Genomic DNA, 25,593 nt, shown 5'->3' on the forward strand with positions numbered 1-25,593 from the left:
CCGCCAAGCTCCCGACCGCCGAGCAGCGCCAGCGCATGCTCGATTCGGTCAAGGACAACCCGGAACAGTTGGAGCGCCGCAAGCGCTTCCTCGAGGCGCTGGACCGCGGCGACCCGGCGGCGCTGGAGCGCTGGCAGCGCATGTCCGAAGGCCGCGGCGAGGGCGGACAGGGCAGGCGCGGCCCATGACAGGCAATAGCCGCTGCAGCGCGGAGACCTCCCGGTGAGCCCCTCACGCCCGTTCATTCTCCGGCCGGTGGCGACCTCGCTGCTGATGGTCGCCATCGTGCTGGCCGGACTGGTGGCGTTCCGCTTCCTGCCGCTGTCGGCCTTGCCGCAGGTTGACTACCCGACCATCCAGGTGCAGACGCTTTACCCCGGGGGCAGCCCCGAGGTGATGAGCAACACCGTCACTGCGCCGCTGGAGCGCCAGTTCGGCCAGATGTCGGGGCTCGACCGCATGAGCTCGACCAGCGCCGCGGGTGTGTCGATCATCACGCTGCAGTTCTCGCTCGGCCAGACGCTCGACGTCGCCGAGCAGGAAGTGCAGGCCGCCATCAATGCCGGCGGCTCGCTGCTGCCGGCCGACCTGCCCGCGCCGCCGGTGTATGCCAAGGTCAATCCGGCCGATGCACCGGTGCTCACGCTGGCCGTCACGTCCGACACGCTGCCGCTCACCGAGGTGCAGAACCTCGTCAACACGCGGCTCGCACAGAAGATCAGCCAGGTCTCGGGCGTCGGGCTGGTGTCGCTCAGCGGGGGGCAGCGCCCGGCCGTGCGCATCCAGGCCAACACGCAGGCCCTCGCCGCCAACGGCATCGGGCTGGACACGCTGCGTACCGCCATCAGCGCGGCCAACTCGAACGGCGCCAAGGGCAGCTTCGACGGCCCCAAGCGCGCCTACACCATCAACTCGAACGACCAGCTGCTCACGGTCGAGGACTACAAGAACCTCATCGTCAGCTACAAGAAGGGCGCGCCGATCCGCATGGTCGACGTGGCGCAGGTGGTCAACAGCGCGGAGAACACGCAGCTCGGCGCATGGGCCGGGACAAAGTGCCCCCCCGAAGTTGCTTCGCAACCTCCCCCCCAGGGGGGCGACTGCCTTGGGACGGCCCGGCGCCAGCCCGGGACCGCCGAGGCCGGCGAGGGCAAGCTCACGCCGGCCATCATCCTGAACGTGCAGCGCCAGCCGGGCGCGAACGTGATCGCCACCGTCAACGCCATCAAGAAGCTGCTGCCCGAGCTCCAGGCCGGCTTTCCCGCGGGCCTGAAGATCGAAGTGCTCAGCGACCGCACCGCGGGCATCCGCGCTTCGGTGCAGCACGTGGAGATGGAACTGGTGCTGGCCGTGGTGCTGGTGGTGCTGGTGATCTTCGCCTTTCTCGGCAGCCTGCGCGCCACCGTCATTGCCAGTGTCGCGGTGCCCATCTCGCTCATCGGCACCTTCGGCCTGATGTACATGCTGGGCTACAGCCTGAACAACCTGAGCCTGATGGCGCTGACCATCGCCACCGGCTTCGTGGTGGACGACGCGATCGTGATGATCGAGAACATCGCGCGCTACATCGAGGAGGGCGAGAAGCCCCTGCAGGCGGCCTTCAAGGGCGCGACGCAGATCGGCTTCACCATCATCTCGCTGACGGTGTCGCTTATTGCCGTGCTGATCCCGCTGCTCTTCATGGGCGACGTGGTGGGGCGGCTGTTTCGCGAGTTCGCGGTAACGCTGGCCATCACCATCCTGATCTCGGCCGTGGTCTCGCTCACGCTCGTGCCGATGATGTCGGCGCGCTGGCTCAAGCACCAGCCGAAGAAAGAAGGCGGCACGGGCTTCGGCGCGCGTGCCCAGCGTTTCTTCGAAGGCGTGATGCTGCGCTACGACCGCTCGCTGCATTGGGTGATCGATCACCAGCCGCTCACGCTGCTGGTCGCCTTGCTCACCATGGTGCTGACCGTGGTGCTGTACCTCACGATCCCGAAGGGCCTGTTCCCCACGCAGGACACCGGCCAGCTGCAGGGCCGCATCCAGGCGGCGCAGGACGTGTCGTTCGACCGCATGTCGCAGCTGCAGCAGCAGGCGGCCCGCGCGATTCTGGACGACCCCGACGTGGAGAACCTCAGCTCCTTTGTCGGCGTGGACGCCGCCAACAACACCATGCTGCATACGGGCAGCATGCTCATCAACCTGAAGTCCGGCCACGACAGCCAGCAGAAGGTGATGGACCGGCTGCGCGAACGCGCGCGGCAGGTGGCCGGCGTCACGCTGTACCTGCAGCCCACGCAAGACCTGACCATCGACGCCGAGACCGGGCCGACCGAATACCGCGTGTCGCTCGAAGGCGTGGACAGCGCGACGATCACCGGGTGGATGAAGAAGCTCGTGGCGAAGCTGCAGGACTCCGACAAGGTGCGCAACGTGAGCAGCGATGCCGGGGCGCAAGGGCTGGCCGCCTTCGTGAACGTGAACCGCGATACGGCGGCCCGGCTGTCGATCACCGCGAGCACGGTGGACGATGCGCTCTACAGCGCCTTCGGCCAGCGCATCGTGTCGACGATCTTCACCGAGACGAACCAGTACCGCGTGATCCTCGAGGCGCAGCCCGGGATGGTGAACACGCCGCAGACGCTCGGGCAGCTGAGCCTGATCGCGGGCTCCGGCACCGCGACGCCGCTGTCCGCCATTGCCGACATCACCGAGCAGCAGGCACCGCTGCAGATCACGCACGTGGCGCAGTACCCGGCGAGCACGCTGAACTTCGATACCGCACCTGGGGTTTCGCTTGGCGCCTCGGTCGATGCGATTCGCGCGGCGGCCAAGGAGATCGGGCTGCCGGGCAGCGTGACGATGACTTTCCTGGGCGCTTCAGGGGCCTACGAGAGGTCGCTGTCGAACCAGCTGTGGCTGATTCTTGCCGCCGTGGTCTGCGTGTACATCGTGCTGGGGGTGCTGTACGAGAGCTACGTGCATCCGCTGACGATCCTGTCCACGCTGCCTTCTGCCGGGGTCGGTGCGTTGCTCGCGTTGATGATCACGGGCAACGACCTGGGGGTGATCGGGATCATCGGGATCATCCTGCTGATCGGCATCGTGAAGAAGAACGCGATCATGATGATCGACTTCGCTATCGATGCGGAGCGTACCCAGGGCAAGTCTGCGCGCGAAGCCATTCATCAGGCTGCCTTGCTGCGCTTCCGGCCCATCTTGATGACGACGCTGGCCGCCTTGTTTGCTGCCATTCCTTTGATGTTGAGTTTTGGGGAAGGCGCCGAGTTGCGCAGGCCTCTGGGCTTGGCGATCTTCGGCGGGCTGATCGTCAGCCAGTTGCTGACGCTGTTCACTACGCCTGTGATCTACCTGGCGTTTGACCGGCTGGGTGGGGGGAGCTCTCGACGGGTCGTGATCGAGGAGGAGGCGGTTTGATGCTGTCTGACTCCTGGTGCCTGGTTTGCTTTCCGGGGCCGAGGCCCGGCCGGCGCCCCGAGCAGGGGGCACAGCGATGAATCTCTCGCTGCCCTTCGTCCGCCGCCCCATAGGCACAGTCCTGCTGACCATCGGCGTCGCCCTCGCAGGCATCGCCGCGTTCTTCGTCCTCCCCGTCTCACCGCTACCCCAGGTCGACTACCCGGTCATCTCGGTAAGAGCATCCATCCCGGGAGCAAGCCCCGAGACGATGGCAACCAGCGTAGCAACCCCGCTGGAGCGCCACCTGGGCACCATCGCAGGCGTCAACGAAATGACGTCCACCAGCTCGGTAGGCTCCTCAAGAGTCACCCTGCAGTTCGACCTGAGCCGCAACATCGACGGCGCGGCCCGCGAAGTGCAGGCCGCCATCAACGCCAGCCGCGTGGACCTTCCCGCCACGCTGCGCAGCAACCCGACCTACCGCAAGGCCAACCCGGCGGCCTCGCCGGTCATCATCCTGGCCCTCACGTCCAAGACCAAGACTCCGGGCCAGATCTACGACGCCGTCTCGAACATCGTGAGCCAGCGACTGTCGCAGGTGGATGGGGTGGGCGACGTGGAGATCGGCGGCGGCTCGCTTCCCGCGGTGCGCGTGGAACTGCTGCCTTTCGCGCTCAACCGCTACGGCATCAGCACCGAGGACGTGCGTGCCGCCATCCAGGCCTCCAACGCCAACCGCCCCAAGGGCATCGTGCAGGGCGAAGGCCGCAAGCTCCAGATCTACACGCAGACGCCGGCCCTGCGCGCCAGCGACTACGCCTCGATGGTGGTGGCCTGGCGAAACGGCGCGGCGGTGCGGCTGCAGGACGTGGCGGAGGTGCTCGACGGCGTGGAAGACACGCGCACGCTGGGCCTCTTCAATGGCCAGCCGGCGATCGTCATCCTCATCACGCGGCAGCCCTCGGCCAACATCATCGAAACCGTCGACAGCGTGCGCGCGCTGCTGCCCGAACTGCAGGCGCAACTGCCGCCCGACGTCACGCTGCAGGTCGCGTCGGACAGCACCAACTCCATCCGCGCCTCGTTGCGCGAGGTCGAGTTCACGCTGATCGCCGCGGTGCTGCTCGTGGTGCTGGTGGTCAGCCTGTTCCTGCGCAGCGTTCGCGCCACCATCGTGCCGGCGGTGGCCACGGTGGCGGCCCTGCTCGGCACCTTCGGGGTGATGTACCTGCTGGGCTTCAGCCTCAACAACCTGAGCCTGATGGCGCTCACGGTGGCGACGGGCTTCGTGGTGGACGACGCCATCGTCGTGCTCGAGAACACCAGCCGGCACATCGAGTCGGGCATGACGCGCATGAAGGCGGCGCTGCTGGGCGCGAAGGAAGTGGGCTTCACCGTGCTGTCGATCAGCGTGTCGCTGGTGGCGGTGTTCATTCCGCTGCTGTTCATGGGCGGGCAGGTGGGGCGGCTGTTCCGCGAGTTCGCGATCACGCTGTCGGCGGCGGTGATGATCTCGCTGGTCATCTCGCTCACCACCACGCCGATGATGTGCGCATGGCTCCTGAAGCCCGGCGGCGAGCACGACAAGAACAAGCCGCAGGGACGCCTCGGCCGCATGGCGGCGCGCAGCTACGACTGGGTGCTCAAGCGCTACGAGAACAGCCTCGACTGGGCGCTCGACAGCAAGGCGCTCGTCATGCTCATTCTGGTGGCAGTAGTCGGGCTCAACGTCTACCTGTTCAGCGCCGCGCCCAAGGGTTTCTTTCCGCAGCAGGACAGCGGCCAGCTCAATGGCGGGCTGCGCGCCGACCAGAGCATTTCGTCGCAGGCGCTGGCCGACAAGCTGCGGCAAGTGATCGATATCGTCCGCAAGGACCCCGCGGTTGACACGGTGATCGGCTTCACCGGCGGATCGCGTGCGGGTGGCGGCTTCATGTTCGTCAACCTGAAGCCGGCCAACCAGCGCACGGAAAGCGGCCTGGCCGTGATCGCGCGGCTGCGGCCGCAGCTCAACGAGGTGACCGGCCTGCGCGTTTTCCTCGGCCCCGTGCAGGACGTGCGCTCGGGCGGCCGCGCCAGCAATTCCACCTACCAGTACTCGCTCAAGAGCGACAGCCTGGCCGACCTGCGCACCTGGGCCGTCAAGCTGTCCGACGAACTGAAGCTGCAGCCGGTGCTGACCGACATCGACACCGACCAGGACCAGAACGGCGTGGAGACGGTGGCCAAGGTCGACCCGGACAGCGCGCGCCGGCTCGGCCTGACTTCCACCGCCATCGACAACGCGCTCTACAACGCCTTCGGCCAGCGGCAGGTGGCAACCATCTACACCGAGCTCAACCAGTACCACGTGGTGATGGAGTGGGCGCCGCGCTACACGCGCAGCCCCAATTCGCTGAGCGATGTGTACGTGCCGGCGACCAAGACCTCGGTGATCGGCGGGCAGACGGTGACCACGCAGGTGGCGGCGGCGACGGGTACCACGTCGTCCTCCGGCAGTTCGGCGGCATCGGCCACGGCCGCGAGCGCGACGGTGCCGGTCTCGGCCAACGCGGGCCTGCGCGGCGCGTCGACCGGCAACGTGCTCAGCAACACGCCCACCGCCCTGGTGCCGCTGTCGGCGGTGGCGAAGTTCGAGGAGCAATCCGTCGCAACCTCGGTAAGCCATGAAGACGGCGAGTTGGCGACCACGATCTCGTTCAACCTTGCCGAGGGCGCGAACCTCGGCGACGCGCGCGAGGCCATCGCCAAGGCCGAGGCCAACATCGCCATGCCCACCAACGTGCGCGGCGCGTTCGCCGGCACGGCAGCCAGTGCGCAGCAGTCGCAGGGGCAGCAGTTGATGCTGATCCTGGCGGCGCTGGTCGTGATCTACATCGTGCTGGGCATCCTCTATGAAAGCCTGGTGCATCCGATCACCGTGCTGTCGACGCTGCCGTCGGCCGGCGTGGGCGCGGTGCTGGCGCTGCTGATGTTCCGCATGGAGTTCTCGATCATTGCGCTGATCGGCGTGTTCCTGCTGATCGGCATCGTGAAGAAGAACGCCATCCTGATCATCGACTTTGCGCTGGAGGCGGAGCGCTCGCGCGGGCTCACGCCGCTCGAGGCGGTCCGCGAGGCCTGCCTGCTGCGCTTCCGACCGATCCTGATGACCACGCTGGCAGCCGCGTTGGGTGCGCTGCCGCTGGCCATCGGCTTCGGGGAGGGCGCCGAGCTGCGCCGGCCGCTGGGCGTGGCCATCATCGGCGGGCTGATCGCGAGCCAGCTGTTGACCCTGTTGACGACGCCAGTGGTCTACCTGTTGCTGGACAAGCTGCGCCGCCGAAGCAAACATGAACACGAATTGAGCCGTGCCACGCCCGTCTGAGAACAACACCGCCATGAACGCACTGCTTTCCACTTCGCGCTTTTCGCTCTCGGCGCTCGCGCTCGCCGCGGCCCTCGCCGGCTGCGCCGTCGGCCCGCGCTACGTGCAGCCCACCACCGCAGCGTCCATCGACTGGAAAGAGCAGAAAACCGCCGAAGGCTGGCTGCCCGCCGCGCCGGCCGATGCGCTCGACCGCGGCGAGTGGTGGAAGCTGTTCGCAGACCCCGCGCTCGACGAACTGGCTGGCCGCGTGCAGGTGTCGAACCAGAACATCGCCGCGGCGGTGGCCAACTACACGCAGGCCCAGGCGCTGGTGCGCGGCGAGCGGGCGGCACTGTTCCCGTCGGTGTCGCTCGACGGTTCGGGCAAGCGCTCCGGCACGGTGGGTGGCAGCAGCACGTCGAGCCCGGCGAACACTTTCTCGGTCACGCTCGGCGCGAGCTGGACGCCCGATGTGTGGGGCCGCCTGCGCGAAGCCGTGAGCAGCGCGCAGGCCAACGCGCAGGCGAGCGAGGCCGATCTTGCGGCCGCGCGGCTCTCGGCCATTGGCAGCCTCGCGACCAACTACTTTTCCCTGCGCGAGGCCGATGCCGAGATCGTGCTGCTCGACGAGACCATCCAGGGCTATCAGCGCGCCTTCGAGATCACGAGCAACCGCTATGCGGCCGGCATCGCCGCGCAGACCGATGTGCTGCAGGCGCAGACGCAGCTCGTCAACGCCAAGGCCGAGCGCGTGGGCCTGCAGCGCACGCGCTCCACCTACGAGCACGCCATTGCGATGCTGCTGGGCGTGGCGCCCGCCGACTTCAGCCTGCCGGCCGCGCAATGGGCGCCCATGGTGCCCGGCGTGCCGCTCGGCGTGCCTTCCACGCTGCTGCAGCGCCGGCCCGACATCGCGGCGGCCGAGCGCTCGGTGGCGGCGGCCAATGCGCAGATCGGCATTGCGCGCGCGGCGTACTTCCCGAACATCGGCCTCACGGCCTCGGTGGGCAGCAACGCAAGCCGCGTGAAGGATCTGTTCGGCTCGGCCAACACACTGTGGGGGCTCGGGCTGTCGGTGGCACAGGTGATATTCGACGCGGGCGCGATTGCGGCCAATGTCGATTCCGCCAAGGCCGGCTACGAGTCCAGCGTGGCGCGCTACCGCCAGACAGTGCTCACCGCCTTCCAGGCCGTGGAAGACCAGCTCACCGCCAGCGCAACGCTCGCGCAGCAAGAGGGCCTGCGCCGCGAGGCATCCGCGGCGGCCGACAAGACCGAGCAGCAGCTGCTCAACCGCTACCGCGCCGCACAGGTGAGCTACACCGACGTGGTCACGGCACAGGCTGCCGCGCTCAGCGCGCGGCGCACGCTGGTGCAACTGCAGGTCAATCGCCAGAACACCGCCGTCGCGCTGATCCAGGCGATGGGTGGCGGATGGCAGGCCGGGTGGATGGAGGGCAACGCCAAGGCGGATGCGGCAGCACCGCACCCCGCCGCTTCCCGCACACAGTAGGGCGGCGATGCCGGGGATGGGCGCGAGGCCCATCCGCAAGCCCGAAGGTCAGCGCAGGCGCTTCGCCGGGCCTAATTGCAATGTCACGACGTCCGGGCGGTCAATGCGCCGTACGGTCGATGGTGTGGCCCAGATAGTCCTTGTCGGTCACCAGCACCCACAGCGCCAGCACCAGGATCACCGCGGCCACGAGCACCGCGTTGACCATGGCCATCTCGATGCCGCGGAAACCGAGCACCCAGGGCGAAACCGCGAGCCAGGCTGCCAGGCCCACCTCGGTCCATTCTTCCCACTGCCGGGGCACGAAGGTCGCACCGAGCGCCACCGCGCCGAGCAGGATGCCGGTCGCAACCATCGTCCACATGGCGGCCGTCGTGCCCGAAAAGCCCAGAACCCAGGGCGAGACGATCAGCCAGGCGCCGGCGGCGGCGTTGACAGGGTCTTGCCAATGCTTCACTTGCTTCATGGTCATTACCTCCTGTCGCGACAAGGCGCCGCGACAGCGGTTGGATACACCGTTGCGGGCAGGGTTCCGCTGGAGGAAGCTAGCTGCCCCGCGCCGCCGGGGCCGTGAGGTAGGCCCCCGATTCGAACAGTTGCGCCTCCGCCTGGTCGATGCGCCGGATCACGGGCTTGCCGGCGCGGCTGGCCAGCAGCTCGACCAGCGCTTCCGTTACCGCCACCCCGGCCGCGACCGAGGGGAAGAACGAGGGGCTGTTGATCGTGAAGAGCAGGGTTTCGTCCGCCAGCAGCGACAGCGGCGAGGCCGCGCTGTCGGTGATGGCAACGATGCGGCAGCCCGCCGCCCGGGCCGCCTGCGCCACCTGCAGCGCCTCGCGCGAGTAGGGCGCAAAGCTCGCCACCACCAGCGCGTCGCCCTTGGCGAAAGCGCGCTGCTGCATCTCCAGCGAGCCGCCCTGGCCGTCGACCAGGTGCACGCTGGCGCGGAAGAGCCGGTACACGTAGACGAATGAAAAGGCGATCGGAAAGCACGCCCTGAAACCCGCGGCGTGCACGGCCGGCGCCTTCTCGATCAGCACGCAGGCCTTCTGCAGCGCCTGCTCGCTTTGCTGGTGGGTGGCCTCGAGGTTGCGGCGCTGCACCTCGAACATTTCGCCCGTCAGCGTCTGGTCTTTCGCGCGGCCGACGAGCTGCTTGGCGCGCCCGCCGTAGGTTTCGGAGCCCAGGCCCATGTCGGCGGCAAATGCTTCCTTGAGCTGCGGCCAGCCTCCGAAACCCAGATGCTGGGCGAACCGCACGAGCGTGGCAGGCGTGCTCTGCGAACGCGTGCCGACGTTGCGCATCGAGCCCGTGACCACCTCGTTCGGATGGTCGAGCACGTAGCGCGCCACCTGCTGCAGTGCGGGGCTCAGTTCGTTGAAACGCTGGCGGATCTGCTCTCTGGTGTTCATTGGATGACCTCCGTGCTGCGCACTGCGGTGCGCGCTTGCTTGGGGCGGGCCGGCGGCGGCGCTCATGGCTCCGTCTCTCTTCGGCTGCGGTTGGAACAAATGTACCGGAGGTGGAAGACGGGAACAGTTGACGGAACAAATGTTCCAAACAATAATCCGGGCGAAACGTTGGTTCCAAGCATCCGAAACACCATGACGCACGTCTTCCACCGCCACCTTCGCCAGACCCCGCCCGTAGCCGCCGGCTCCCACGGCATGTTCATCCGTGACGCCGAAGGCCGCGAATACCTCGACGCTTCGGGCGGCGCTGCGGTGTCGTCGCTGGGCCATGCGCACCCCGAGGTGCTGGCCGCCATGCACGCCCAGCTCGACAAGCTGGCCTATGCGCACACCAGCTTCTTCACGAGCGAGGTGGCCGAACAGCTGGCCGACGAGATGATCGGCTCCGCTCCCGAAGGCATGAGCCACGTCTACCTGGTGAGCGGCGGTTCGGAGGCGGTGGAGTCGGCGCTGAAGATGGCGCGGCAATACTTCGTCGAAATTGGCCAGCCGCAGCGCACGCACTTCATCGCGCGCCGCCAGAGCTATCACGGCAATACGCTCGGCGCGCTGGCGGTGGGCGGCAACGCGTGGCGGCGCGAGCCCTTCGCGCCGATTCTCGTGCCGGCCACGCATGTGGCGCCGTGCTATCCGTACCGCGAGCAGCGCGCCGACGAAAGCGCCGAACAGTACGGCCTGCGCCTCGCGGCCGAACTCGAGGCGGCCATCCTCGCGCAGGGTGCCGACCGGGTGATCGCCTTCGTGGCCGAGACCGTCGGCGGTGCCACGGCCGGCGTGCTCACGCCCGTGCCGGGCTACTTCAAGGCGGTGCGCGCGGTGTGCGACAAGTACGGCGTGCTGCTGATCCTCGACGAGGTGATGTGCGGCATGGGCCGCACCGGCTCGCTGCACGCCTGCGAGCAGGAGGGCGTGGTGCCCGACCTGATGACCGTCGCCAAGGGCTTGGGCGGCGGCTACCAGCCCATCGGCGCGGTGCTGGCGCAGCGCAGCATCGTCGATGCCATGTCGAAGGGCAGCGGCTTCTTCCAGCACGGCCACACCTACCTCGGCCATCCGATGGCCTGTGCCGCCGCGCTCGCGGTGCAGCGGGTGATCCGGCGCGACGGGCTGGTGGCCAAGGTGCGCGAAGGCGGCATTGCGTTCGGCGCGATGCTGGCCGAGGCGCTGGGCGCGCACCCGCACGTGGGCGACGTCCGTGGCCGCGGCTTCTTCTGGGGCATCGAGTTGGTGGCCGATCGCGCGAGCAAGGCGCCGTTCGACCCGGCGCTGAAGCTCAACGCCACCGTCAAGAAGGACGCCATGGCGCGTGGCCTGCTGTGCTACCCCTTCGGCGGCACGGTCGATGGCCGGCAGGGCGACCACGTGCTGCTGGCACCGCCCTTCATCGCCACGCGGCAGGACCTGCAGGAGATCGCCGCGCGGCTCGCGGCCTCCATCGACGCTGTCACGCGCGCCGCTGCGGCAGCTGCGCGCTGAGCACCACTTTTTCAGTTCTCTTTTCCTTCAACCGTCCTTCCGAGGAGCGTTCCATGCCCAAGCTTCGTCTGCCGTTTCCCTTCGGTGCCACCGCGCTCGCGATGCTCTTCGCGGCCCTCATGCCGCTCACGGCCGCACAGGCCCAGGACAACGACACGCTTGCCAAGATCAAGGCCAGCGGCGCCATCACCTTCGGCTACCGGGAGTCGTCGTTCGGCTTCTCGTACCTCGACGGCAACCTCAAGCCCGTGGGCTACAGCATCGAGATCTGCAACCGCATCGTCGAGGCGGTGAAGGCCGAGCTGAAGCTGCCCGCCATCGAGATCAAGTACCAGGCTGTCACCTCCGCCAACCGCATGCCGCTGGTGCAGAACGGCACGGTCGACATCGAGTGCGGCTCCACCACCAACCTGGTCGAGCGCCAGAAGCAGGTGGCGTTCTCGCCGGACATCTTCCGCTACAACGTGCGCATGCTGGTGAAGGCCGATTCGGGCATCAAGGGCATCGCCGACCTGCAGGGCAAGACCGTGGCCACCACCACCGGCACCACCTCGTTCCGCCTGCTGCGCGAGGCCGACCGGGGCCGCAGCCTCGACGTGACCAACCTCGCGGGCAAGGACCACAGCGACTCCTTCCTGCTGGTGGAAAGCGGCCGCGCCCAGGCCTTCGTGCTCGACGACATCCTGCTGGCCGGGCAGATCGCGAATGCGCGCAACCCGAAGGACTTCCTCATCACCGGCGAGAGCCTTCGCACCGAGAACCAGTCGCTGATGTTCCGCAAGGACGACCCGGCCTTCAAGGCGCTGGTCGACCGCGTGGTGTCGGGCATGATGAAGTCGGGCGAGATGGAAAAGCTCTATGCCAAGTGGTTCATGTCGCCCATCCCGCCGAAGGGCATCAACATCAACTACCCGCTCAACGCCGAGACGAAGGACGCCTTCGCGATCCCCTCGTCGAAAGGCATCTGAACCCCCGTGACCCCATGACTCGCATTGCCCTGATCCACGCCCTGTCGCACTCGGTCGCGCCCATCAACGACGCCTTCGCGCGCGACTGGCCCGAGGCTCGGCGCATGAACCTGCTCGACGACAGCCTGTCGGCCGACCTCGCGCGCAACGGCAGCAAGGGGCTCGACGGCGCCATGCACGAGCGCTTCCAGCGGCTCGCGCAGTACGCGGTCGACACGGGCGCGCAGGGCATTCTCTTCACCTGCTCGGCCTTCGGGCCGTGCATCGAGGCGGTGGCGCGGTGCCATGCGGGCATTCCGGTGCTCAAGCCCAACGAAGCCATGATCGACGAGGTGGCGCAAGGGCAGGGGCGGCTCGGGCTGATCGCCACCTTCGCGCCGACGCTGGCCTCCATGCCGCCCGAGTTTCCGCGGGGTACGGCAATCGAACCCGCGCTGGCCGAAGGCGCGCTCGACGCATTGAATGCCGGCGACACGCAGCAGCACGACGCCCTGATCGCCGCGCAGGCCGTGGCCCTGAGCAAGCGCGGCTGCACGCGCATTGCCTTGGCCCAGTTCAGCATGGCGCGGGCGCGCGCCGCCTGCGAAACGGCCAGCGGCCTGCCGGTGCTGACCACGGTCGACAGCGCAGTGCGCGCACTGCGCCGGCGCATCGGGCCCGGGTCAGCGTGAGCGCGAGCCTTCGATGACCGAGAACAGCGCCGTCATCGCGATCTGCGCCGCGTCGCTGCGCCCCAGGTAGCGGGGTATGCCGGTTTCGCGGTCGGTTGCGTCCAGGCCTTGCGACAGCCGCCGGTAGATGCCCGCCGAGGGCATGCACGCCGAGGTGCCCAGCGCATCGCAATAGGTGTCGATGAGCACGCCCGCGAGCTGCTCGCTCTGCGCGTTCGACAGCTTCATCGGGGTGCCCGCGAACACGGCGGCGATGCAGTGCATCAGGTAGGCCTGCGTTTCGAGCGAGAACGACTGCTGCCGCACGTAGCACTCGACGGCTGCCCAGAACAGCGGCTCGGAGGTGCGGCGCCAGCTTTCCAGCACCTTGCGCGCCTTGGCCACCAGGTCGGCGTGCGCATCGCCGGGCTCGGTGGGGCGCAGCGCCAGGCCCTGCAGCGTGAGCGCGGCCTCGGGGCCGGCCGCACCGAGGATGAAGCTCCAGAACTTCCAGCGGGCGTACCACTTCTTGTCGTGCGCCGGGTCCAGCGTTTCGAGCAGCCGGAAATCGATGCTCTGCATGGCGTCGACCTGCTGTTCGGCCATGTTGCCGCCGCCGAGGTCCAGCACCGACATGCCCGATTGCATGCGGTCGGCCGCGATATGGCCCTGCGCCACGATGCCGGCACTCGTGCCCGAGCGGTCGATGTCGAGCAGCCGCTGCATCAGCTGCTGCAGCTCGCTGGTCGATGCGCCGGTGGCCTCGGCCACCCGCCGCATCGAGGCGCGCTGCTCGCGCTCGAGATCCTGCGCGTTCTTCCGGCGGTCTTCGCCGTGATCGTCGGCGGTCGAGGCGTGTTCTTCGAGCCCGTCGTTGGGCGTGAACGTTCGCATTGGGTCAAGGCTCCTTCGGGCGCCACACATGCCCGAACATGCCCGACTGTGTGCCAACGCACCGGGTCTGAACATCACCCGAACAGGGGAGCCTGAATGGCGCCTGACTGCTCCCTCGCGATAATGGCCGCTCTTCAAAGGAGTGCGCGTGGACATTGTTTTGCTGGTCAAGGCCGCCGTGATGGGCATCGTCGAAGGGCTGACCGAATTCCTGCCGATCTCGTCGACCGGCCACCTGATTCTTGCGGGCTCGCTGCTCGGTTTCGACGACGACAAGGCCAAGGTCTTCGACATCGCCATCCAGACCGGCGCGATCTTCGCGGTGATCCTGGTCTACTGGCACAAGATCAAGTCGACCGTCGTCGCGCTGCCCCGGCAGCCGAAGGCGCAGCGCCTGGCGCTGAACATCTTCATCGGCTTCCTGCCCGCGGTGGTGCTGGGCCTGCTGTTCGGCAAGGCCATCAAGGCGCACCTGTTCATCCCGACCGTGGTGGCGAGCACCTTCATCATCGGCGGCTTCATCATCCTCTGGGCCGAGAAGCGGCCGCCGGGTTCGGTGCGCGTGGAGCATGTCGACGACATGTCGCCCTGGGACGCACTCAAGGTCGGCCTGGTGCAGTGCTTCGCGATGATCCCCGGCACCAGCCGCAGCGGCTCGACCATCATCGGCGGCATGCTGCTGGGGCTGTCGCGGCAGGCGGCGACAGATTTCTCGTTCTTCCTGGCCATTCCCACGCTGATCGGTGCCGGCGTGTACAGCCTCTACAAGGAGCGCGCGCTGCTGTCGGTGGCCGACCTCCCGCTGTTCGCGGTGGGGCTGGTGTTCTCGTTCATCAGCGCATGGTTGTGCGTGCGCTGGCTGCTGAAGTACATCAGCACCCACAACTTCATTCCGTTCGCCTGGTACCGCATCGCCTTCGGCATCGTGGTGCTGGTCACTGCGTGGACCGGCACGGTGGTCTGGGCGGACTGATCCGGACTTGATTCCTCAGGCCGAGGCGCCCAGCAGGGCGCTTGCGGCCCTGGCTTCCTGCCGCACCGCCGCGGCGATGGGCCCATCGATGGACGGGTCGAAGCCCCCCGTGGCGCCCAGCGCGGTGATCACGGCGCAGACCCTCCCCGCATAGTCGTACACCGGCGCCGCCACGGCGCTGATGCCGCGCAGGTAGGTGTCCCTGACGCTCGCGCAGCGCGCCTGCCGCACCTCGTGGCGCAGCTGGCCGATCGGGTCTTTCGCGTCGAGCAGGGCGCGCATCTCCGGCGTGGCATCGGCCAGCTCCTGCTCGGCCAGCGCCAGCACGCGCGACTCGTCGAGCAGCCCCAGAAAGGCGCGGCCGGTGGCCGACCACAGCATCGACATCACCGAGCCGGCGCGCACGTTCACCGTCACCGGCAGTCCCGGCTCCTCGAAGCGCACGATGGTCGGGCCCTTGTTTCCCATCACCGCCACGAAGCAGGTCACCTCCAGCGATTCGCGCAGGCGGATCAGGCAGGGCTCGGCCGCTCGGATCGGATCGGCCTGGCGCATGGCGGCCAGCCCGATCTGGATGGCTTCGGTGCCCAGGTAGTAGTGCTGCGAGGCGGCGTCCTGCAGCACCAGGCCCGCTTCCATCAGGCTCGCGAGGTAGCGGTGCACCTTGGCGGGGCTCTCGGCGACGTGCGCCGACAGCGCGGTCAGGCTGCTGCGCCCGCCCAGGTGCGCCAGCCCCTTGAGCACGGACATGCCGGTCTCGGCGGACTGCACGCGCTGGCGGCGTTCGCGGGTGGGAGGAGAGGAGGGCTCGGATTCCGTGGACTGCGTCATGACGGCTGGATGTTAGGTGCTCGCGCGATGGGGTCGGGTAAACCCGCGATCCGTGAATTACGCTATGCGTATGATAATTACGCAATACACAAAATCCAGTACGGAGACACCCTCATGAAGAAGCACTTCGCCCGCTGCCTCGCGGTTCTTTCCCTGGCTGCCGTCGCTGCCGGCGCCGGCGCACAGCAGGCCTTTCCCGCCAAGCCGATCCGCTGGATCGTTCCCTACGCAGCCGGCGGCGGTTCCGACTTCCTTGCGCGCACGGTGGCGCAGACGCTGTCCACCCAGGTCGCGCAGCCGGTGCTGGTGGACAACAAGCCGGGTGGCAACACCGCGCTGGCTGCTTCCGAAACCGCGCGCGCGGCGGCCGACGGCTACACCATCCTCTCGGCCGACAACGGCACGCTGGTGTTCAACCCCGCGCTCTACAAGTCGCTGAGCTACAGCCCCACGAAAGACCTGGCGCCCGTCACGCTGATGGGCAAGTTCCCGATGATCCTGGTCGTCGGCGCCAACTCGGGCTTCAGTTCGGCCAAGGACTTCATCGCCCAGGCCCGGGCCAAGCCGGGCGGCATCAACTACGCCTCGGCCGGCGCGGGCAGCCCGCACCACCTGGCCATGGAGCTGCTGAAGGTGGAGGCCAAGCTCTTCATGGTGCATGTGCCGTACCGCGGCGCGGCACCCGCGCTGGCTGACGTGGTCGGCGGGCAGCTGCCGGCCATGATGGTCGACCTGGCCGCGGGCTCCGGCTTCATCAAGGGCGGCAAGGTGCGCGCACTGGCCGTGGCCAACCCCACGCGCCTGCCGCAGCTGCCCGACGTGCCCACCTTCGCCGAGCTGGGCTACAAGAACGTCGAGGCCGCCGCGCTGGTCGGCGTGGTGGTGCCCTCGGCCACGCCAGCCGACGTGGTGAACACGCTCAACCGCCAGCTGGTCGCCGCCATCAGCGAGCCCTCGGTGCGCACGCGCATGGTCGACTTCGGCGTGGAGCCGGTGGGCAACACGCCCGCGCAGTACGCCGAGCTGCTGAAGAACGAGACGGTGCGCTGGCACAAGCTCATCCGCGACCTGAAGATCACCCTCGACTGAAGCTGCCCGCCATGCCAGATACCGCCACGTCCTCGCGCACCTCCGGCTGCCCCGTCGCGCACGGGGCGCTGTCCTCCGAGCGCACGCCCACCGGCTGCCCGGTGAGCCAGCGCGCCGCCGGCTTCGACCCCTTCGAGGACGGCTACCAGCAGGACCCGCCCGAGTACGTGCGCTGGGCGCGCGAGCAGGAGCCCATCTTCTACAGCCCCAAGCTGGGCTACTGGGTGCTCACGCGCTACGAGGACATCAAGGCGGTGTTCCGCGACAACATCACCTTCAGCCCCTCGATCGCGCTGGAGAAGATCACGCCCACCGGCGAGGAGGCCAACGCGGTGCTGGCCTCCTACGGCTTCGCGCTCAACCGCACGCTGGTGAACGAGGACGAGCCCGCCCACATGCCGCGCCGCCGCGCGCTGATGGACCCGTTCACGCCCGAGGCGCTGAAGCACCACGAGCCCATGGTGCGCGAGCTGGCGCGCGAGTACGTCGACCGCTTCATCGACGACGGCCGCGCCGACCTCGTCGACCAGATGCTGTGGGAAATTCCGCTCACGGTAGCGCTGCACTTCCTCGGCGTGCCCGAGGAAGACATGGACACGCTGCGCAAGTACTCCATCGCGCACACCGTCAACACCTGGGGCCGTCCGAAGCCCGAGGAGCAGGTGGCCGTGGCGCACGCGGTGGGCAACTTCTGGCAGTACGCCGGCAAGGTGCTCGACAAGATGCGGCAGGACCCCGATGCGCCCGGCTGGATGCAGTACGGCATCCGCAAGCAGATGCTGCACCCCGAGGTGGTGACCGACTCGTACCTGCACTCGATGATGATGGCCGGCATCGTCGCCGCGCACGAGACCACCGCCAACGCCACCGCCAACGCGGTGAAGCTGCTGCTGCAGCACCCGCAGGTGTGGCGCGAGCTGTGCGAGGACCCGGGGCTCATTCCCAACGCGGTGGAAGAGTGCCTGCGCCACAACGGCTCGGTGGCCGCGTGGCGGCGCATGGTCACGAAAGACACTCAGGTCGGCGGCGTCGACCTGCCGGCGGGCTCGCGCCTGCTGATCGTCACCTCTTCGGCCAACCACGACGAGGGGCATTTTTTCGATGCCGACCTGTTCGACATCCGCCGCGACAACGCCAGCGACCACCTGACCTTCGGCTACGGCTCGCACCAGTGCATGGGCAAGAACCTGGCGCGCATGGAGATGCAGATCTTCCTGGAGGAGTTCACGCGCCGGCTGCCGCACATGCGGCTTTCCGAGCAGCGCTTCACCTATGTGCCGAACACCTCCTTCCGCGGCCCCGAGCACCTGTGGGTGGAATGGGACCCGGCCGCCAACCCCGAGCGCGCGAACCCCGGCCTGCGCGACGTGCGCGTGCCGGTGCGCATCGGCGAGCCTTCGGCGCACGCCATCGCACGGCCCGTGGTGGTGCAGGCCGTGACGCCCGTGGCCGATGGCATCGTCAGGCTGCGCCTGGTGTCGCCCGACGGCAAGCCGCTGCCGCGCTGGACGGCCGGCTCGCACATCGACGTGGAATGCGGCACGCCCGAGCTGTCGCGCCAGTACTCGCTGTGCGGCGACCCGGACGACGCGGGCGCCTTCGAGATCGCCGTGCTGCACGAGCCCGAGGGGCGCGGCGGCTCGGCCTGGGTGCATGGCAGCGTGAAGGCGGGCGACCGGCTGCGCATCCGCGGCCCGCGCAACCACTTCAGGCTCGACGAGTCGCTGAAGAAGGCGATCTTCATCGCCGGCGGCATCGGCATCACGCCGGTGAGCGCGATGGCGCGGCGCGCGAAGGCGCTGGGCATGGACTACGAGCTGCACTACAGCGGCCGCAGCCGCAGCAGCATGGCCTTCGTCGACGAGTTGGCCGCGCTGCACGGCGAGCGGCTGCACCTGCACGTCGCGGACGAAGGCCGGCGCAACGACCTGCAGGCGCTGCTCGCGCAGCCGGTGCCCGGCGCGCAGGTGTATGCCTGCGGCCCGCTGCGCATGCTCGAGGCGCTGGAAGACTGCTGCGCCGCCTGGCCCGAGGGAGCGCTGCGCGTGGAGCATTTCGAATCCACGCTGGCCACGCTCGATCCGTCGAAGGAACATGCCTTCGAGGTGGAGTTGAAGGATTCCGGCCTCGTCCTCACGGTGCCGCCCGACCAGACTCTGCTGACCGCGCTGCGCGCTGCGAACGTCGACGTGCAGAGCGATTGCGAGGAAGGCCTGTGCGGCTCCTGCGAGGTGCGCGTGCTCTCCGGCAAGGTCGATCACCGTGACGTGGTGCTCACGCGGGTGGAGCGCGACGCCAACACCAAGATGATGGCCTGCTGCTCGCGCGCCTGCGAAGGGCGGCTGGTGCTGGAGCTCTGATCAGACTGCCAGCGGCATTCGCAGCGCGACTTGCGTTTCGCCCGGGCGCGACTGCAGCAGCAGCTCCGCGCCCAGCCGGCGCGCCCGCGTGCGCAGATTGCGCAGGCCCGCGCCGGCCGTCTGGCCCTCGACCTCGAAGCCGCGCCCGTCGTCGCGCACGCTGAGCCGCAGATCGGCGCCATCGCGCGCCACCGTCACGTCCACCCGGCGGCTCGCGCTGTGCTTGAGCACGTTGGTCAGCGCCTCCTGCAGGAAGCGCATCAGGTCCAGGCTCTGCGAGGGCGGCAGCTCCAGCGTGTCGATGCCCGACACCTGCCAGCGGCAGTCGATGCCGTTGGCGTCCAGCAACTGCGCGCTGCGGTGGCGCATCGGCGCCAGCAACTCGCCCAGGGCGCGGGCGCCGTCGTCGCGGCCGGTGGCGTCGATGATGAGCCGCAGGTCGTCGCGCAGGCGCTTGAGCATCGCCAGCAGCTCGGGCGCGCCGAGGTTCCCGGGCTTGCGCTCCAGTGTCGCGATGCTGCCCACCAGCATGCCGCCCAGCCCGTCGTGCAGGTCGCTCACCAGGTTCACGCGCTCGCCGATGCGCGCATGGGCCAGCTCCAGCGCATGCTGCTGCGCCAGCGTGGCGGCCAGTTCGGCCTTGGCCGCGTTCACTTCCTCGATCAGCTCGGTGTTGAAGTTCTCGATGCGCTTGAGGCTGCTCACGAAGCGCGCGGCCAGCGTCAGCGCCATGCCCAGCAGCAGCCCGTAGGACGAGATGGCCGTGTAGTAGATGGTGGCGTCGATCAACTGGGTGAACGCCAGCAGGTCGTGCGTGGCCGCGGCCGCCGATACCGCCATGAAGGGCGTCAGCGAGCGCATGGGGCTGTCGCGATGGCGCGCGGCGTGAACGATCGAGGCGCAGTTCACGGCGATGCTCATGAGCGTTCCTGCCGACATCCAGATGGCGCGATGCGCGATCAGATCGGAAACGGGCGCCAGCCACAGGTCGAGCACGCCGGCGACCGCGATCACCAAGGCCGCGCCCTCCAGCCAGGGCATGCGCCGCGCGCAGAAGCGCAGCGCGAAGACGAGGTAGGACACGCTGAAGACCAGCAGCACCGAGATGTTCAGCGCCTGCCATGCGTGGTTGCTCGCAAAGGGCCAGGGGCTGGTGGCGATCTGGTTGTAGCCGAACAGCAGCCACAGCATGTTCATCAGGGCGAACCAGCCGTAGGCGCCTTCCTTGCGCCGCAGCAGCCACAGCGCGGCGAAGAAGGCCGACACGGCCGCGCTCACCGCGAGGCCCAGCACCTGCAGGTCGCGACGCACCAGGCGTTCGCTGTCGAACTCGGCCTGCATCGCGGCCGGCGTGCCCAAGCTCACCGGCCCCAGCCCCGCCTGGTAGGCGAAGAGGCCCGACACGCGCACCATCAGCGTGTTGGTGCTGCCGGGTTTCAGCAGCGGCGGTGCCAGCAGCCAGTAGCGCGGCGTGTTCCAGGCGCGGGTGAGCGGCTCGACCAGGCTCTGGTCGCGCGAGATCGTCGTGCCGTTGAGCGACACCTCGCCGGCCATGTTCAGGTAGTGCAGCAGCAGGCCCGCTTCACGCAGCTGTTCGGGCTGCTCCCAGGTGAGGCGATACCAGACCACGCCGTCGAAGCCGGGCCAGCGTTCGGCCCAGCTGTCGGGCAGCGTGACGCGCGTCCAGCCGTCGGTCGGCGGACTGGTCTCGTTCCAGCCCGTGCCGCGCACTGCCTCGACATGGAACTCGGGAGGAGGGGGCTGCTGCGCGAGCGTCCTCGCAGGGATGTAAACAAGGAGGAAGAAAAGAAGGGCGCCCATCAACGCGGCAAGCAATGCCTGTGCGGGCGACGCGGGCTGCCGGCTCCTCATCCGATCCAGATCCTTCATTTACCAGTTCTCGGGGATGGCCTCGATGAAAACGAAAAGACACACTTTGCCATGTTTTGTCTTGGTTGTTCACAGAGGGAGAAGTCGATGTCCATCCGGATCCACGTCAATGGCGAGTATGAAGTCTTGCGCGAATGCCCGAGAGGAAAACGGCGGTTCGCAGGGGGGCTAAGGCAACTGCTGGCGATGACCTTGCTTGTCGCAGGAAGCGCGCACGCCGCGGGCTATGCGGCCGGTGGCGCGGGCAACGCAGGGCCCACTCTGCCAGGCTGGACGACCAGTGGCGGCGGCGGCGCGGCTACGGTTTCCGGCGACGGGGCCACCGCGATCGGTGCGGGTGGAGATGGCAGCAGCGGAACTGCTGGCGGAACCGGTGGAACAGGCGGCGTTGGCGCCAGTGCAACCGCGAACGGTTCGACGGCCATCGGGGGTGGCGGAACCGCGGGGGCAGGTTCTGCGGGTGGCACGGGCGGGGCAGGGGGAAGCGGCGCCCAGGCCACGTCCTTCGGCGCCATTGCCGTCGGCGCTGGCGCCGCCGGCATTGACGGCTGCTGCGGCTTCGGCGGCCAGACCGGCGGCAGCGGTGCGCAGGCTACGGGCAACTCGGCGGTCGCCATCGGAAGCGCCTCGGGCACCAGCCAGGGCGCATTGGCGTCCGGCAACGGCAGCACGGCGATCGGCGGCGCGAACGGTGGCGCTTCGGGCGCGGCGGCGCTTGCGACGGGCGGTGTGGCGATCGGCTCGGGCAGTCGGGTCGAAAGCGGTGCGAGCGGCAGCGTGGCCATTGGCGCGAACTCCGTTGCCACGGCGGCCAATACGGTCTCCTTCGGGTCCACCGGCCAAACGCGCGGCCTGGTCAACGTCAGTGCGGGATCGGTGACCGCCACGAGCACCGACGCGGTCAACGGCGGCCAGCTGTACTCGGTGCGAGAGACCGCCGACACCGCCCTTGCCAATGCAGGCACGGCACAGGCCATGGCGAACGGAGCCCAGGCCGCGGCAGCAGCGGCCCAGGGCACGGCGAATACTGCCTTGGGCGTGGCGAACAACTCGGTCCAGTACGGTCCGGGTGGCGCGACCGTCAGCCTGAATGCCAACGGCGGCGCGGGAACCACGCTCAGCAACGTTCGCGCCGGCACGGCCATGACGGATGCCGCCAACGTCGGGCAGGTCCAGCAGGCCGAGCAAGGCGCCGTGGCGACCTCCAACAGCTTCACGGTGCAGCAGGTGGCCGCATTGCAGAGCGTCATGAATCAGGCCTTCGCCAACGGCCTGTGCAGCTTCAGCGGAGGCAGCGTGACCTGCGGCACGGGCAGCAAGGCCACCGGTGCGGGCGCCACGGCGATGGGCACCAATGCCACGGCCAACGGGGACAGCACCACCGCCGTTGGCAGCGGCGCCGAGGCCCGCCATGCCGGCTCGGTCGCCATCGGTGCAGGCGCAAGGGCGCTGGCCGATCCCACCACCGCCGTAGGCAACAACGCGGTGGCCACCGGCAACAACGCCGTGGCGCTCGGGGCCAACACGCTGGCTTCGGGCAGCAATGCGGTCGCGCTGGGCCAGGGCTCGGTGGCCGATCGCGACAACACCGTGTCGGTGGGCAACGCGGCCACCGGGCAGTTGCGCGGCATTGCGAATGTTGCGCCCGGCGTGCTGGGCACCGACGCCGTCAACGTCAACCAGATGCAGCAGGCGGTGAGCAGCGCGACCAGCCAGGCGAATGCCTTTGCCGCAAAGGGCATTGCAGCGGCGCTCGCTATGCCCTCGATGCCGACGCTTGCGGCAGGCAGGAAGTGGATGGGGGCCGCCGCGGGCAACTACGCCGGCGCATCCGCCATCGGCTTCGCTTTCGGCTACCAGGTCAACGACAACCTGAACCTGGGGCTGGGTGTATCCACGGCCACCAGCAGCGGCAGCAGCAACCGCATTGCCGCCCGCGTTCAGGCGGGCTATGCATGGTGAAGGGCAGGGAAGAACGCCGGCGCGGGCCAGGTCAGCGCAGCAAGCCGTGCCGCCGGCCCTCGAAGACGGCTTCGGTGCGCGAGCTGACGGCCAGCTTGCGGTAGATGTTCTTGGTGTGGCATTCCACGGTCAGCCTGGAGATCGACAGTGATTCGGCCATGTCGCGGTTGCTCAGGCCTTGCGAGACGAGCTCCAGTATCTTGCGCTCCCGGCGCGTGAGCGCGGCCGGTGCTTTGCCGGAGGTCTGCACCGCCGCTTCGGCCGGCAGCGGCTGGTGCGTCGCCAGCCAGGCGAGGATGTGGCGGGCGATGCTCGGGTCGATGGGCGCGCCACCCTGTTCGATGCTGCGCAGCGCGATGCCCAGCTCGATGTCGTCGCGCTCCTTGAGCAGGTAGCCGATGGCGCCTGCGCGCAGGGCTGCGAAGATGATTTCCTCCGTGCGCCAGGCCGAGATCACCACCGCCGGAACGCCCGGGTGGTGCGCCTGCAGCCAGCCGATGAGCTCGACCCCGCTGCCGTCGGGCAGGCCGATGTCCACCAGCACCACGCCGTAGCCCTGTTTGTCGAGCAGTTGCCGGGCGCCGGCGACGCTGTCGGTCACCGAAATGCGGTTCTCGTCGCAGCCGAGGGTGGACAGCACGTAGCGCAGACGCTCCTGCATGGCCGGCTCGTCCTCGACGATCAGCGTGGGGCTCAGCGAAACGGGTTCGGCGTCTTCGGTCGGAAAGGGGGACATGCGGCGGATTCTTCGGCCAGGCCGGCGAGCCGGGCGCAAGGTATTTGCTTATTTTTCCAGACTTGCTGCCAACTATTGTCGGGTAGGTCTGCACATGATCAGGTAAGTCGAATTCGTGACCGGCTCCAGGTGCTCCGCCTCGCCGCGGAAGCCCAGCCGCTCGTAGAAGGCCACGCTACGCGGCGTGAAGGTTTCCAGGAAGCAGGGCACGCCCGCCGCGTCGGCCTCGGCCAGCGTAGGCGCCAGCAGCTTTGCGCCCAGCCCGCGCCCCTGTGCATCGGGCGAGATGCCGAGGATCGACAGGTACCAGGCATGCGCCGGCGCCATGTCCGGCGAGCGCGCGGCCATGAAATCGACGATGCGGCGGTAGTTGCCGAGGCCCCGCGCGCCCAGCGCGCTGGCGAGGTAGTCGCTCTTCGCCGCCGACTCGGCCGCATCGATCGCATCGGCGCGAGGCAGCAGCCAAGCCGCCGCCCCGAGCCGGGCGTCTTCGGCGGCGAGGTAGCGGCCAGTGCGCGCGGCCTCGCCCAGCGAGTAGGCGAAGTAGTTGGCGAGCACCGCCTTGCGCTGCGGCATGTCGTGCTCGAAATCGACGGAGATCGCGAGATAGAACGGGTCGACGATCAGTGCGTCGGCCAGCGCGGGCGCTGACGGAAATTCGGGCTGCATGCGGAATCGGCGAGGTTCGGGAATGACCCGGGCGATTCTAGGGAGCCCGCCCTGACCACACCTTAGTCCAGCGTGACACCCCCGCTCAGGTTCAGCACAGCGCCCGTCATCGCGCCCGCACCTTCGGAGGCCGCGAACAGTGCGGCGGCCGCCATCTGGTCGAGCGAGGGCAGACGCTGCACCAGCAGGCCGGGCGGCTTGGCCGCGAGCATCTGTTCCACCGTGAGCCCCATGCTCTCGGCGGCCGGGCGGAACACCTCGCGGGCGTGCGAGCCTGCCGTCACCGCCTCGGGAATGGCGTGCGAGCGGATGCACACGGTGCGGATGTTGAAGGCCGCCAGCTCGCCCGCCATGTGGCGCGAAAGCGCCTCCACGCCCGCGCAGGCCACCGCGTGGCCCAGGTAGCCCGGCCCCGGCAGGCGCGAGGCCGGCGTGGACACCGAAAGAACCACGCCCCCGCCGCGCTTCGCCATGTGCGGCGCCACGGCTTTGGCCGTGAGAAAGCAGCCGCGGGTGTAGGCCTGCACGGGCAGGAAGAAGTCTTCCAGCGCCAGCGCCGACAGGGGTGTGCCCTGCACGTGCGTCACGCCGATGGCGTTGAGCGCGATGTCGATGCCGCCTGCGCTTTCGGCCACCTCGGCGGCGTGGCGGATCATGGCCTGCTCGTCGAGCGCATCGACCATGGCGGCCTCGGCGCGCCCGCCCTCGGCCTCGATGGCCCGCACCGCCGCATCGAGCCTGGCCCGGTTTCGCCCGGTGATGAACACCCTGGCGCCTTCACGTGCGAAGGCGCGGGCCACCGCGCCGCCGATGGCACCGCTGCCACCGTGAACCACCACGCACTTGTTGCTGAACGTCTGCGACATCGCTTCTCCTCGGATTGCCGCCCGCGACATGCGGGCGTTCCAACCAAGGACGCGGACCGGCGGCCCGATCCGACATCGCCGATCAGTTTTTTTCTCAGACCTGCGGAATGCGCGCTGCGATCACCCCCGGGTCGTACCAGGTGACCGGCCTGATCTCGAACACCCCGCCCTCGAAGGCCAGCCGGTGCGCGGCGTGGGTCGCTTCCTCGACCGACTCGCACTCCACGATGTAGATGCCCATGAGCTGTTCCTTCGTCTCGGCGAAGGGCCCGTCGGTGACCAGCGGGTGCATGTCGCCTGCCTGGCGCACGGTGGTCGCCACGTTCGGCATCAGCCGCAGCACGGTGCCGAGCCGGCCCTGCGAGTGCAGGTCTTCGCGCAGGTCGGTGTGGCGTTCGAGCATTTCCTCTTCGACGCCGGGCTCCCAGGCGGCCACCGCGGATTCGGAGCCGTAGATGAGGATGGAATAGAGCATGGTCTTCCTTTTCTTTCC

19 protein-coding genes and 1 pseudogene are annotated in these 25,593 nt (G+C 68.6%); 11 read left to right on the top strand and 9 right to left on the bottom strand.

The genetic code is table 11. From position 1 onward, the window contains the following. The 4 genes and pseudogenes from ACCC97_RS17400 to ACCC97_RS17415 form a co-directional block, all read left to right on the top strand. Nucleotides 1-188: pseudogene (locus tag ACCC97_RS17400) on the top strand (efflux RND transporter periplasmic adaptor subunit); the annotation flags it as partial. 34 nt (nucleotides 189-222) lie between these two features. Further along, nucleotides 223-3,420 (top strand): efflux RND transporter permease subunit, encoded by a 3,198-nt coding sequence (locus ACCC97_RS17405; protein ID WP_413334061.1) that lies wholly within the window; start codon nucleotides 223-225, stop codon nucleotides 3,418-3,420. Nucleotides 3,421-3,496: 76 nt separating this feature from the next. Next, complete coding sequence (locus ACCC97_RS17410) at nucleotides 3,497-6,769, top strand: efflux RND transporter permease subunit (RefSeq protein WP_007833809.1); 3,273 nt, start codon at nucleotides 3,497-3,499, stop codon at nucleotides 6,767-6,769. A 13-nt stretch (nucleotides 6,770-6,782) separates the two neighbouring features. Then, nucleotides 6,783-8,264, top strand: a complete 1,482-nt coding sequence (locus ACCC97_RS17415) for an efflux transporter outer membrane subunit (RefSeq protein WP_413334063.1) — start codon at nucleotides 6,783-6,785, stop codon at nucleotides 8,262-8,264. Nucleotides 8,265-8,364: 100 nt separating this feature from the next. On the opposite strand, the gene ACCC97_RS17420 is transcribed toward ACCC97_RS17415, so the two are convergent. Together ACCC97_RS17420 and ACCC97_RS17425 are read right to left on the bottom strand one after the other, a co-directional pair. Next, the gene (locus tag ACCC97_RS17420) at nucleotides 8,365-8,730 is read right to left on the bottom strand and encodes an SPW repeat protein (protein ID WP_413334065.1); all 366 of its coding nucleotides are present in this window, start codon (nucleotides 8,728-8,730) and stop codon (nucleotides 8,365-8,367) included. 79 nt (nucleotides 8,731-8,809) lie between these two features. Then, nucleotides 8,810-9,676 (bottom strand): MurR/RpiR family transcriptional regulator, encoded by an 867-nt coding sequence (locus tag ACCC97_RS17425; RefSeq protein ID WP_007833803.1) that lies wholly within the window; start codon nucleotides 9,674-9,676, stop codon nucleotides 8,810-8,812. Nucleotides 9,677-9,868: 192 nt separating this feature from the next. Here ACCC97_RS17425 and ACCC97_RS17430 point away from each other — a divergent pair, with 192 nt between their 5' ends. Genes ACCC97_RS17430 through ACCC97_RS17440 form a run of 3 tightly spaced genes read left to right on the top strand, consistent with a single transcriptional unit; the run spans nucleotide 9,869 to nucleotide 12,851 of the window. Continuing rightward, nucleotides 9,869-11,212: an aspartate aminotransferase family protein gene (locus ACCC97_RS17430; RefSeq protein ID WP_413334067.1), complete on the top strand. Its 1,344-nt coding sequence runs from the start codon at nucleotides 9,869-9,871 to the stop codon at nucleotides 11,210-11,212. A 53-nt stretch (nucleotides 11,213-11,265) separates the two neighbouring features. Continuing rightward, nucleotides 11,266-12,180 carry a transporter substrate-binding domain-containing protein gene (locus tag ACCC97_RS17435; protein ID WP_413334069.1) on the top strand — a complete coding sequence of 305 codons (915 nt, stop codon included), beginning with the start codon at nucleotides 11,266-11,268 and terminating at the stop codon, nucleotides 12,178-12,180. Nucleotides 12,181-12,194: 14 nt separating this feature from the next. After that, the gene (locus tag ACCC97_RS17440) at nucleotides 12,195-12,851 is read left to right on the top strand and encodes an aspartate/glutamate racemase family protein (RefSeq protein ID WP_413334071.1); all 657 of its coding nucleotides are present in this window, start codon (nucleotides 12,195-12,197) and stop codon (nucleotides 12,849-12,851) included. On the opposite strand, the gene ACCC97_RS17445 is transcribed toward ACCC97_RS17440, so the two are convergent. Then, nucleotides 12,843-13,724 carry a hypothetical protein gene (locus tag ACCC97_RS17445; RefSeq protein ID WP_413334073.1) on the bottom strand — a complete coding sequence of 294 codons (882 nt, stop codon included), beginning with the start codon at nucleotides 13,722-13,724 and terminating at the stop codon, nucleotides 12,843-12,845. The two genes, ACCC97_RS17440 and ACCC97_RS17445, sit on opposite strands and share 9 nt — an antisense overlap. Before the next feature lie 148 nt (nucleotides 13,725-13,872). Between ACCC97_RS17445 and ACCC97_RS17450 the strand changes: the two genes are divergently transcribed. Next, on the top strand, nucleotides 13,873-14,697 hold the full coding sequence (locus ACCC97_RS17450) for an undecaprenyl-diphosphate phosphatase (RefSeq protein ID WP_413334075.1): 825 nt from the start codon (nucleotides 13,873-13,875) through the stop codon (nucleotides 14,695-14,697). 15 nt (nucleotides 14,698-14,712) lie between these two features. Here the strand turns inward: ACCC97_RS17450 and ACCC97_RS17455 are convergent, their stop codons facing one another. Then, the gene (locus ACCC97_RS17455) at nucleotides 14,713-15,528 is read right to left on the bottom strand and encodes an IclR family transcriptional regulator (RefSeq protein WP_413316155.1); all 816 of its coding nucleotides are present in this window, start codon (nucleotides 15,526-15,528) and stop codon (nucleotides 14,713-14,715) included. Between the two features lie 114 nt (nucleotides 15,529-15,642). Here ACCC97_RS17455 and ACCC97_RS17460 point away from each other — a divergent pair, with 114 nt between their 5' ends. Together ACCC97_RS17460 and ACCC97_RS17465 are read left to right on the top strand one after the other, a co-directional pair. Continuing rightward, nucleotides 15,643-16,617 carry a Bug family tripartite tricarboxylate transporter substrate binding protein gene (locus tag ACCC97_RS17460; protein ID WP_413334077.1) on the top strand — a complete coding sequence of 325 codons (975 nt, stop codon included), beginning with the start codon at nucleotides 15,643-15,645 and terminating at the stop codon, nucleotides 16,615-16,617. Between the two features lie 11 nt (nucleotides 16,618-16,628). Then, nucleotides 16,629-18,977 carry a cytochrome P450/oxidoreductase gene (locus ACCC97_RS17465; RefSeq protein ID WP_413334079.1) on the top strand — a complete coding sequence of 783 codons (2,349 nt, stop codon included), beginning with the start codon at nucleotides 16,629-16,631 and terminating at the stop codon, nucleotides 18,975-18,977. Here ACCC97_RS17465 and ACCC97_RS17470 read toward each other — a convergent pair whose 3' ends face one another. After that, on the bottom strand, nucleotides 18,978-20,849 hold the full coding sequence (locus ACCC97_RS17470) for an ATP-binding protein (RefSeq protein WP_413334081.1): 1,872 nt from the start codon (nucleotides 20,847-20,849) through the stop codon (nucleotides 18,978-18,980). Nucleotides 20,850-21,053: 204 nt separating this feature from the next. Between ACCC97_RS17470 and ACCC97_RS17475 the strand changes: the two genes are divergently transcribed. Then, nucleotides 21,054-22,829 (top strand): YadA family autotransporter adhesin, encoded by a 1,776-nt coding sequence (locus ACCC97_RS17475; RefSeq protein ID WP_413334083.1) that lies wholly within the window; start codon nucleotides 21,054-21,056, stop codon nucleotides 22,827-22,829. Between the two features lie 31 nt (nucleotides 22,830-22,860). On the opposite strand, the gene ACCC97_RS17480 is transcribed toward ACCC97_RS17475, so the two are convergent. The 4 genes from ACCC97_RS17480 to ACCC97_RS17495 form a co-directional block, all read right to left on the bottom strand. Then, entirely contained in the window at nucleotides 22,861-23,565 is a 705-nt protein-coding gene (locus ACCC97_RS17480) for a response regulator (protein WP_413334085.1), read from the bottom strand. A gap of 72 nt (nucleotides 23,566-23,637) precedes the next feature. Then, nucleotides 23,638-24,234 (bottom strand): GNAT family N-acetyltransferase, encoded by a 597-nt coding sequence (locus tag ACCC97_RS17485; RefSeq protein ID WP_007833774.1) that lies wholly within the window; start codon nucleotides 24,232-24,234, stop codon nucleotides 23,638-23,640. Nucleotides 24,235-24,296: 62 nt separating this feature from the next. Continuing rightward, complete coding sequence (locus ACCC97_RS17490) at nucleotides 24,297-25,100, bottom strand: SDR family NAD(P)-dependent oxidoreductase (RefSeq protein ID WP_007833773.1); 804 nt, start codon at nucleotides 25,098-25,100, stop codon at nucleotides 24,297-24,299. A 94-nt stretch (nucleotides 25,101-25,194) separates the two neighbouring features. After that, a complete protein-coding gene (locus tag ACCC97_RS17495) occupies nucleotides 25,195-25,575 on the bottom strand; it encodes a YciI family protein (RefSeq protein WP_007833772.1) in 381 nt (126 codons plus the stop codon). Nucleotides 25,576-25,593 lie beyond the last annotated feature (18 nt).

Origin of the sequence: Variovorax sp. Varisp85 (genome assembly GCF_047304045.1) — a bacterium.
Taxonomy (GTDB): Bacteria; Pseudomonadota; Gammaproteobacteria; order Burkholderiales; family Burkholderiaceae_C; genus Variovorax.

Bases quoted from the DNA above. Each gene is read 5' to 3' on its own strand.
- ACCC97_RS17410 (WP_007833809.1), top strand. From the start codon at position 3,497: ATGAATCTCTCGCTGCCCTTCGTCCGCCGCCCCATAGGCACAGTCCTG.
- ACCC97_RS17415 (WP_413334063.1), top strand. From the start codon at position 6,783: ATGAACGCACTGCTTTCCACTTCGCGCTTTTCGCTCTCGGCGCTCGCG.
- ACCC97_RS17420 (WP_413334065.1), bottom strand. From the start codon at position 8,730: ATGAAGCAAGTGAAGCATTGGCAAGACCCTGTCAACGCCGCCGCCGGC.
- ACCC97_RS17425 (WP_007833803.1), bottom strand. From the start codon at position 9,676: ATGAACACCAGAGAGCAGATCCGCCAGCGTTTCAACGAACTGAGCCCC.
- ACCC97_RS17430 (WP_413334067.1), top strand. From the start codon at position 9,869: ATGACGCACGTCTTCCACCGCCACCTTCGCCAGACCCCGCCCGTAGCC.
- ACCC97_RS17435 (WP_413334069.1), top strand. From the start codon at position 11,266: ATGCCCAAGCTTCGTCTGCCGTTTCCCTTCGGTGCCACCGCGCTCGCG.
- ACCC97_RS17440 (WP_413334071.1), top strand. From the start codon at position 12,195: ATGACTCGCATTGCCCTGATCCACGCCCTGTCGCACTCGGTCGCGCCC.
- ACCC97_RS17445 (WP_413334073.1), bottom strand. From the start codon at position 13,724: ATGCGAACGTTCACGCCCAACGACGGGCTCGAAGAACACGCCTCGACC.
- ACCC97_RS17455 (WP_413316155.1), bottom strand. From the start codon at position 15,528: ATGACGCAGTCCACGGAATCCGAGCCCTCCTCTCCTCCCACCCGCGAA.
- ACCC97_RS17460 (WP_413334077.1), top strand. From the start codon at position 15,643: ATGAAGAAGCACTTCGCCCGCTGCCTCGCGGTTCTTTCCCTGGCTGCC.
- ACCC97_RS17465 (WP_413334079.1), top strand. From the start codon at position 16,629: ATGCCAGATACCGCCACGTCCTCGCGCACCTCCGGCTGCCCCGTCGCG.
- ACCC97_RS17470 (WP_413334081.1), bottom strand. From the start codon at position 20,849: ATGAGGAGCCGGCAGCCCGCGTCGCCCGCACAGGCATTGCTTGCCGCG.
- ACCC97_RS17475 (WP_413334083.1), top strand. From the start codon at position 21,054: ATGACCTTGCTTGTCGCAGGAAGCGCGCACGCCGCGGGCTATGCGGCC.
- ACCC97_RS17480 (WP_413334085.1), bottom strand. From the start codon at position 23,565: ATGTCCCCCTTTCCGACCGAAGACGCCGAACCCGTTTCGCTGAGCCCC.
- ACCC97_RS17485 (WP_007833774.1), bottom strand. From the start codon at position 24,234: ATGCAGCCCGAATTTCCGTCAGCGCCCGCGCTGGCCGACGCACTGATC.
- ACCC97_RS17490 (WP_007833773.1), bottom strand. From the start codon at position 25,100: ATGTCGCAGACGTTCAGCAACAAGTGCGTGGTGGTTCACGGTGGCAGC.
- ACCC97_RS17495 (WP_007833772.1), bottom strand. From the start codon at position 25,575: ATGCTCTATTCCATCCTCATCTACGGCTCCGAATCCGCGGTGGCCGCC.